At 37.2% G+C, this 7,782-nt stretch carries 13 protein-coding genes; 9 read left to right on the top strand and 4 right to left on the bottom strand.

What is annotated here, in order from left to right:
- The 9 genes from BFA01S_RS20060 to BFA01S_RS20020 all read left to right on the top strand — a co-directional run.
- Positions 1–252, top strand: a 252-nt coding sequence (locus BFA01S_RS20060; protein ID WP_235843085.1) for a hypothetical protein, incomplete at its 5' end; no start/stop codon positions are given.
- A gap of 87 nt (positions 253–339) precedes the next feature.
- Positions 340–543: a DUF1657 domain-containing protein gene (locus tag BFA01S_RS20055; protein ID WP_066235148.1), complete on the top strand. Its 204-nt coding sequence runs from the start codon at positions 340–342 to the stop codon at positions 541–543.
- A 276-nt stretch (positions 544–819) separates the two neighbouring features.
- Positions 820–1,281 (top strand): YhcN/YlaJ family sporulation lipoprotein, encoded by a 462-nt coding sequence (locus tag BFA01S_RS20050; RefSeq protein WP_066235147.1) that lies wholly within the window; start codon positions 820–822, stop codon positions 1,279–1,281.
- A 14-nt stretch (positions 1,282–1,295) separates the two neighbouring features.
- Positions 1,296–1,775 (top strand): stage V sporulation protein AC, encoded by a 480-nt coding sequence (spoVAC, locus tag BFA01S_RS20045; RefSeq protein ID WP_066235145.1) that lies wholly within the window; start codon positions 1,296–1,298, stop codon positions 1,773–1,775.
- Positions 1,775–2,791 (top strand): stage V sporulation protein AD, encoded by a 1,017-nt coding sequence (gene spoVAD, locus BFA01S_RS20040; RefSeq protein ID WP_066235141.1) that lies wholly within the window; start codon positions 1,775–1,777, stop codon positions 2,789–2,791. The genes spoVAC and spoVAD overlap by 1 nt, the downstream gene beginning before the upstream one ends.
- Complete coding sequence (gene spoVAE, locus BFA01S_RS20035) at positions 2,788–3,138, top strand: stage V sporulation protein AE (RefSeq protein ID WP_066235139.1); 351 nt, start codon at positions 2,788–2,790, stop codon at positions 3,136–3,138. The genes spoVAD and spoVAE overlap by 4 nt, the downstream gene beginning before the upstream one ends.
- A gap of 12 nt (positions 3,139–3,150) precedes the next feature.
- A complete protein-coding gene (locus BFA01S_RS20030; protein ID WP_066235136.1) occupies positions 3,151–3,357 on the top strand; it encodes a DUF1657 domain-containing protein in 207 nt (68 codons plus the stop codon).
- A gap of 24 nt (positions 3,358–3,381) precedes the next feature.
- Positions 3,382–4,242, top strand: coding sequence for a DUF421 domain-containing protein (locus tag BFA01S_RS20025; RefSeq protein ID WP_066235134.1), 861 nt, complete (start codon positions 3,382–3,384; stop codon positions 4,240–4,242).
- A 120-nt stretch (positions 4,243–4,362) separates the two neighbouring features.
- Positions 4,363–4,854, top strand: a complete 492-nt coding sequence (locus BFA01S_RS20020; protein WP_066235130.1) for a GNAT family N-acetyltransferase — start codon at positions 4,363–4,365, stop codon at positions 4,852–4,854.
- Between the two features lie 32 nt (positions 4,855–4,886).
- On the opposite strand, the gene BFA01S_RS20015 is transcribed toward BFA01S_RS20020, so the two are convergent.
- The 4 genes from BFA01S_RS20015 to BFA01S_RS20000 form a co-directional block, all read right to left on the bottom strand.
- Positions 4,887–6,152: an erythromycin esterase family protein gene (locus BFA01S_RS20015; RefSeq protein WP_082800100.1), complete on the bottom strand. Its 1,266-nt coding sequence runs from the start codon at positions 6,150–6,152 to the stop codon at positions 4,887–4,889.
- A 56-nt stretch (positions 6,153–6,208) separates the two neighbouring features.
- Positions 6,209–6,583: a hypothetical protein gene (locus tag BFA01S_RS20010; protein ID WP_066235125.1), complete on the bottom strand. Its 375-nt coding sequence runs from the start codon at positions 6,581–6,583 to the stop codon at positions 6,209–6,211.
- A gap of 6 nt (positions 6,584–6,589) precedes the next feature.
- Positions 6,590–6,850: a DUF1292 domain-containing protein gene (locus BFA01S_RS20005; RefSeq protein WP_066235122.1), complete on the bottom strand. Its 261-nt coding sequence runs from the start codon at positions 6,848–6,850 to the stop codon at positions 6,590–6,592.
- A gap of 135 nt (positions 6,851–6,985) precedes the next feature.
- Entirely contained in the window at positions 6,986–7,609 is a 624-nt protein-coding gene (locus tag BFA01S_RS20000) for a nitroreductase family protein (protein WP_235843084.1), read from the bottom strand.
- Positions 7,610–7,782 lie beyond the last annotated feature (173 nt).

Below are 7,782 nucleotides of genomic sequence, written 5' to 3'. Positions count from 1 at the left end.
TTACTGCCCGTTAAGGCTGGGATAAAAGCTTTTACTAATCGCCGGGGGTGGATTCTTCATATGCAGTCATATCAAACTTCTTCTGACGGGTCAGATATACAGCAGGTAATGCAAAGGATGCTTCAGCTTGAACATCAAATGAATTATCTTATAAAGTTAATGGAATATAATAATCAAAAATTACATGAAATCGAACAAATGCAAAATAAAGTTTGTACAGCAGGTAGCGATTCAGTCATAGTACGAATGTAATACCTTCGAAATTTATCATTATTGTACGTATAGTTATTTCAATTTTTATACAATCTATACATGCTTACATTTTGAGGAGGGGTTACTTTGACAGTTGTAAAAGATATTCAAACAGTTTTAGCTGGCTTAAAAAGTGCACAAGCCAGTTTTGAAACATTTTCATTAAGCACTGATAATCAGCAAGCAAAAACACTTTATCAAGATGCAGCAAAACAGACACAGTCTGTGATTGATAGTATTACACCTCGTCTACATGCAATTCAGGAAGAAGAACCACAGTATAAGCAGTAATAATGGTTAATAAAAGGCTGGTTCAAAACCAGTCTTTTGTTAACGAATAATTTAAGTTTGGCTTTATTCCTACATAGAACGGGTAGTAAGACCCTTATCTAAAAAATTGTGAAAAATAAAAGATCGGTAGAAGATTAACTATCAGAGCAACAGAAATCATCCTAGATTTTCTATATTATACAGACGGATGATCAGTTACGACGAGGAAAAACCCTTCCTAGAAGTTTCACTTTATGAAAATCTGCTTTTCTTATACTCAAGATTGAGGTGTTTGGCATGAAGCATAAATATACAGCACATATTATTTATATTTTCTTCCTTGTTATAGTTATGACTGGATGCAGCGGGATGTATAAGAATGAGGGAGCAAATAAACCGAATGTAACAGATGTGAGCTTTAAAAACTCACATGGTCAGAGTGGAACAGAAATAATGAAACAATTACTTGAAAATGAGGAAGAAGTGAAAAATGTAAGGGCCGTTAATTCCGGTAAAGAGCTTTTAATTGCAGCTGAGATCGATCATATGGATCGATTCCGTTTGAAAGAAATCGAACAGAAATTGAGAGAAAAAGTGCAAAAACAATATCCTGATTATAAGGTAATAATTTCAACCGATAAAAAAATATTTTTAGAGCTTGAACAATTAGAGAATAAGATGAGAACAGAAAATTTGAGCAAAAAGAAAGTTGAAAAAGAGATGAACAGAATTAAAAATCTTTCAAAGGAAACTACATAGAAGAGAGTGGGAAAATGTCAAATAATAAGAAGAAAAAGTTAACTCCTATCCAGCAAGAATATCAAGCATTTCAGGAACAACGTGAAGTGAAAAGACCTGTTGTTAAAAATTGCATGAAGGCTTTTTTAGTTGGCGGGATCATATGTTTAATTGGTCAGCTCATTCAAATGTTCTTTATTTATAACTTTGATTTCACAGAACAAACCGCTGGTAACCCAACCGTTGCTGTCATGATTTTCTTATCGATGCTTTTAACAGGCTTTGGCGTATATGACAGACTCGCTCAATTTGCCGGTGCCGGTTCAGCCGTCCCTGTTACTGGTTTTGGAAATGCTGTTATTTCGGCAGCTATTGAACATAGAACAGAAGGTTTTGTACTTGGTGTCGGTGGAAATATGTTTAAGCTGGCAGGTTCAGTCATTATGTTTGGAGTGTTTGCTGCTTTTGTAATTGCAACGATTAAAACGATCCTCATTCAGTGGGGTGGTTTATAATGCTAAACGGACACCGCACATGGCTATTCGAAAATGAACCAGTCATTGTTTCGACGGGAACAGTAGGAGGACCATTCGAGGCAAGGGGAAAGATTTCTAATGATTTTGACTTATTGCACGACGATATTTGGCTTAGACAGGATTCATTTGAAAAAGCTCAAAAAGTAATGATAGAAGAAGCGTGTCAAAAGGCGATGGAAAAGGCGAATGTTCAAAAGGAACAAGTTCAATTTTTTCTCGGCGGGGATTTAATTAATCAAATAACACCGACAACTTTTGCATTGAAAACATTTGGAACACCTTATTTAGGGTTATTCGGTGCCTGTTCAACTTCCATGGAAGGCTTAGCACTTGGAGCGTTTATTGTTAATCATGGCGGCTCAACGTGTTTAATGACAGGTTCGTCTAGTCACAATGCCGCAACAGAGAAGCAATTTCGCTATCCGACAGAATATGGCGGGCAAAAACCGCCAACAGCTCAATGGACTGTAACTGGGGCTGGTGTCGCTTTATTAAAAGATAAGGGAGAAGGTCCAAGAATAACATCTGCTACAATTGGTCGAATCATTGATATGGGATTAACAGATCCTTTTAATATGGGTGGCGCAATGGCTCCTGCGGCAGTTGATACGATTCAAGTTCATTTAAAAGAAAGAGGTATTGATCCATCTTATTATGATTTGATTGTAACTGGAGATCTTGGGCATATTGGTCGTGAAATTGCTTTAGATCTTTTAATTAAACATGGTTATAAAATAGAGGAAGCACATTTTCAAGATTGCGGGCTCATGATTTATCGAGAAGGACAACCAGTTCTTGCTGGTGCGAGCGGAGCAGGATGTTCAGCAGCTGTTGTATATGGACATCTGCTTAATAGAATGAAAGCTGGTGAATTTAAACGGTTACTAGTAGTTGCTACCGGAGCATTGCTTTCTCCGCTGACATTTCAGCAAAGCGAAACAATACCATGCATTGCACACGCTGTCTCAATAGAAATTGGGGGTAAGGTAACATGATTTTTTTCTGGGCTTTCGTTATCGGTGGTCTTATTTGTGTCATTGGTCAAATTATGTTTGATATTTTTAAATTAACACCTGCGCATACTTTAAGTACACTAGTTGTCATTGGTGCGCTTTTAGATGGATTTAATTTATATGAACCTTTAATCGATTTTGCAGGTGCAGGAGCAACAATTCCTATTACAAGTTTTGGGAATTCTCTCGTGCACGGGGCAATGGCTGAAGCAGAACAGCATGGAATTGTTGGAGTAATTACAGGGATGTTTGAAGTGACGAGTTCAGGTATTTCGGCAGCTATTATTTTTGGTCTCATAGGAGCAATAATTTTTAAACCAAAAGGATAAGGGTGATTCAATATGACAGTTGGTTCAGATGTAAAACAATGTCTTGCAACAGTTAAAGGGATCGATGCCAGCCTATCAAATTTAGCAATCGTTTCCCAAGATGAAGAAGCAAAGAGAGTTTTTCATGAAATGATGCTTGTAATGGGAGAAGTAAAAGAAGATTTACAGAAACGCGTTGGCGAGCTAGAGTTGGAAGAATTTCAATATAAAGGGTTCTAATATTGATTGTAAGAGGTGGTACTTATGCCGGAATGGTTACATGTCGCTTTTAGGGCAATTATTTTTTTGATTATACTGTTCTTCATTACAAAAGCTTTAGGAAAGAAACAGTTAACCCAAATATCGTTTTTTGAATATGTAACGGGAATCACAATTGGGAGTATTGCAGGGGAAGTTATTATGGGACTTGACGGAAGCATATGGAACGGAATTGTCGGTATGCTTATTTATGGTATTATTCCTTTTGGTATAGGTGTCCTATCCTTAAAGAGTAAAAAGGTTCGGGACTATGTTGATGGAAAGGGAACAATCTTTATAAAAGATGGAAAAGTAATGGAAGATAATTTAAAAAAAGAAAGGTATTCAGCTGATGAATTGTTAGAGCTTCTCCGTAAAAAGGATGTTTTTCAAATGGCAGATGTTGAGTTCGCACTATTAGAACCGACTGGTGATTTAAGTGTTTTACTAAAAAAAGAAAATCGGCCTATCACAGCGAAAGACCTTGGACTTATAACACCTAATGAAAAAGAGACTCAAACAGTCATTATGGATGGGAAAGTATTGAATGAAGCACTTTCAACAGCTGGAAGAAACCGTGGCTGGTTAGAAACAGAACTAGATAAATTAGGGGTTAGTCTTGAAAATGTGTTTTTAGCACAAATAGATACATATGGTCAATTAACAGTTGATTTATTTGATGATAAAATTCAAGTTGCTTCCCCACAGCAAAAACCACTATTATTAGCAATGATGAAAAAATGTCAGGCAGATTTGGAATTGTTTTGCTTAGCTACAGAGGCAGAAGAGGCGAAGGAAATGTATCATAGAAATTCATTAAGGCTGGAACAGGTAATTAATAAATTAACCCCGTATCTTAAAAATTGAGCAGCTATTATGTTAACATCGTCCAAAATGAAATAAAGACGGTGTTTTTATATTGTATTAGAATAATGAATGAGTTAGCATATAAAGCATATGAAAATGAGAAGAAATAGAGGAAATGACATGAATAATGAAATGATTATTAATGAGATGCTTTCAGATGACTGGGAGCAGGTAAAATCCATTTATATAGAAGCAATAAACAAAGGCAATGCCACATTTGACAAAGAAGCTCCCTCATGGGAAAGCTGGGATACTAACCATTTTGCAACATGCAGGCTTGTTGCACGTCTAGAAGGGAAAGTAGCAGGGTGGGCTGCATTAACACCTGTTTCCAGCCGTCCGGCTTTTTCCGGTGTTGCGGAAGTAAGCATTTATATAAGCGAACTTGCAAAAGGCAAGGGAATTGGCAGTGCGTTATTAAAAGCTTTAATTGAAAGCAGCGAACAAGAGGGATTTTGGACTTTACAGTCAGGGATTTTTCCGGAAAATATTGCAAGTCTTAACCTGCATTATAAATATGGTTTCCGAGAAGTCGGTGTGAGAGATAAGATAGGAAAGCTGGATGGAGTTTGGCGTGATATCGTCCTGCTTGAAAGAAGAAAGGCAGATTAACAAGAAAAAAGCAGAAGTGATCTGCTTTTTTCTTATATATACACTTGTTCTGTTTCTAAAGGGTGGAGGGCGTGTGTATCGTGAACATAAATAAATGCATTGTAGCGTTCTGATATTCTCGAAGCCACATAGTTTCCATAATGCTCATGTGCCGGATGATAGACGACTCCGATTGCCCGATGTCTGACTGTATTATGAAACAGATGTTTATTATCACGGTTGAAAATTAATAATTTATTACCCGGTCCAGCCTGATACAGAATATTTTCCCAACTGCCTGCTTCCGCTTGGGGCATTACTATTTTTTCCGGTTTTGCTCCCCAGTTTTCAGCTGCAATGACAGTGCCGCGGTTCGTTCCAAATCCGACAATGAATATATTTTCCTCGCCTTCCCGTTCCCGTAAAAGCTGTCCTACATTGACAAGTCCTTCATTTGCCATATCTGTTGCTCTTGCATCACCGACATGTGTATTATGCTCCCACACAATTCCTTTTGCCTTATTATGATAGAACTCGTTTATTTTGTTAAGGACTTCTGCCATATGACGGTCACGGATATTCCACGATGCGTTATCATCTATAATCATTGTTCTGTAATAGCTTTCCGCATTTGCCGCGATAAGCGCATTTACTTCGATGTTTAAACTATTTTCTTCAGAATCTGATTCATTCGTTTTATGTAATTGAATTTTAGTTAAAAGCTCAACTACTTCGTCATGGCATCCTTCAGAATAGAAAGATGCGGAAGCAGCATACTTTTCAGCTTTCCGATTAAATGGTTCAAAACAGGCAAATGCTTTTTGTGCCGCTTCAGTATGCGGAGAGTTTGTTTTCCGGAAATAATTAAGAATTTCATCTAGTGATTCCCATAGACTGTACACATCAATTCCGTAAAAACCGACTTTCTTATCTTCAGGCTGTCCTTCATTATATGTCTTTAGCCATTCGATAAAATCAGCCATTTCTTCATTAGCCCACATCCATGTAGGCCAGCGGTTGAAAGATGCTAATACATCTCTTGCGCTTTTGTTTTTATCATCCCATCCTTTAATATAACGGTTCACTTGTCTGCATGAAGGCCAATCACCTTCAACAGCGAGAAAAGTGAATCCTTTTTCTGTAATCAGTTTTTTTGATATTTCAGATCGGATATTATAAAACTCGGCAGTCCCATGGGATGACTCTCCGAGCAGCACATACTTTTGATCATTTATTTCTTTTAAAAGAATGTTTAAATCATCTGCTTCGTATAAAGGTAGAGCATGGTCTTTAATTGTTTGAATCAGGTTATTACCCAATTTGATCCCTCTTTTCCATTTATCTCAGTATTGCTGATCGTATAAGTTCGGCCGCTTTATTGTTTATATTCTGCATTGTACGAATTTGTCCCTGAATGAACGGATAAAAGGGTATCCGCGTAGCCGACGAGCCTGTTTATAATTTCATCAGAAATTGCATATACAAGATGATAATTCTCATTTTTGTGAAGTACCGGATCATCAAAAATAATCGTCGTATTAATAAAAAAATGTTTTGTATCATAAAGATTGTAATGAATAATTGTTTTTCCGGCTGCACCGCCTGTTGCCGGATCTTTAAAGTTTGGCAAAAACACATACCACTCTTCCGCAGTAGGGGATCTGAAATTTTTAGTAAATGTCATTCCCTTTATTTCACTGGCAATTTGCTTTTTAAGATGTTCGTCCATTACATCAATGATATTATCCATTTCTTTTTAGCTATCCTGTTTATCAGCATGTAAAGCCACTTCATATGCATCAAGAACCATATTGACTTCTTCAGGGTCGTCAATGCCAATGAGATATTGTCCGCTTTCATCATCTTCTACTTCCATAACAATCGTATCTTCTTTATCTTCTTCAGAGCGTAAAAAAGCATACGTTTTATCCTCTATATCGAAGAGAGCCTCTACGGCAAACTGTTTTTCTGTCCCATCTTCCTCTTCGACTAGAATATAATCTCTTTCGGTTTCCATTTAGAGCACCTCCATCTATTGTCAAAAACATTATTCCCTTAAAGTATTTACTTTATATAATGATTTTTGTAATAAGACAGTTGAAAGAGTATTTAATCAAATAAAAACGGCAGGCTGTTGGCCTGCCTTTATCATTTAATAATAAGTTACAATTTTTTCTAATGGGAAGCGATGATGCTCATATCCTTCTGCATCCGCTTTACCGAATGGAACCATTGCAGCGAATTTAATATGTTCAGGAAGTGATAAAATTTCCTTTACCTTTTCTTGATCGAAGCCAAGCATTGGCACACTTGCATATCCAAGTCCCTGTATTGCAGTTAAGAGGAAACCGAGGGCGATATTTGTTTGAGTTAATCCCCATTGGCCTCTTTCTTCCACACTCATGCCCCCAAAGAAAGAAGAGAGATTTGCTACTTCATCTTGCTGTCGTTCAGCAGATAATCCAGGGTGAACAGTTTCCGGCAAATTGGCAAGAACATCTTCCATATCACTTATAAGGATCGCAACTGCAGGAGCGGATGTAACCTGCTGCTGCCCGTAAGCTGCTTCTTGAAGCTTTTCTTTTAAAGCTTTATCTGTTATAACATGGAATCGCCATGGTTGAAGGTTCCAGGCACTCGGTGTTAAACGGACGAGCTCAAAAATTTGATGGAGATCCTCTTTTGATATAGGCTCTTGAATAAATTTTCGAATGCTGTGACGGCTTTTAATGGCGTCATCTACTGAGAGAGTTCTTTGCATTGTTGTAGTTGTCAAGTGTAACCTCTCCTTTGCTTCAATTTAGACAAGGTAGGCAATACCTACAGATTTAGTATGCAGCGTTATTGTCCTTTTAAACAAAATCAATTTATGAAAAAACTTCAATTTATCCCAGCTTAACGGCAGTAAGACTTCTCCTTCAAAGTTCTAGCAATTCAAGGAAGAGAAGT

This window comes from Metabacillus fastidiosus NBRC 101226 (assembly GCF_001591625.1).
Lineage (GTDB): Bacteria > Bacillota > Bacilli > Bacillales > Bacillaceae > Metabacillus > Metabacillus fastidiosus.
Note: the sequence above shows the minus strand (reverse complement) of the source record. Positions and strands in the feature narration are given on the sequence as shown.

Coding starts and splice junctions, on each gene's coding strand:
- spoVAC (WP_066235145.1), top strand. CDS start 1,296: ATGTCAAATAATAAGAAGAAAAAGTTAACTCCTATCCAGCAAGAATAT.
- BFA01S_RS20030 (WP_066235136.1), top strand. CDS start 3,151: ATGACAGTTGGTTCAGATGTAAAACAATGTCTTGCAACAGTTAAAGGG.
- BFA01S_RS20010 (WP_066235125.1), bottom strand. CDS start 6,583: ATGGATAATATCATTGATGTAATGGACGAACATCTTAAAAAGCAAATT.
- BFA01S_RS20050 (WP_066235147.1), top strand. CDS start 820: ATGAAGCATAAATATACAGCACATATTATTTATATTTTCTTCCTTGTT.
- BFA01S_RS20025 (WP_066235134.1), top strand. CDS start 3,382: ATGCCGGAATGGTTACATGTCGCTTTTAGGGCAATTATTTTTTTGATT.
- BFA01S_RS20020 (WP_066235130.1), top strand. CDS start 4,363: ATGAATAATGAAATGATTATTAATGAGATGCTTTCAGATGACTGGGAG.
- BFA01S_RS20005 (WP_066235122.1), bottom strand. CDS start 6,850: ATGGAAACCGAAAGAGATTATATTCTAGTCGAAGAGGAAGATGGGACA.
- spoVAE (WP_066235139.1), top strand. CDS start 2,788: ATGATTTTTTTCTGGGCTTTCGTTATCGGTGGTCTTATTTGTGTCATT.
- spoVAD (WP_066235141.1), top strand. CDS start 1,775: ATGCTAAACGGACACCGCACATGGCTATTCGAAAATGAACCAGTCATT.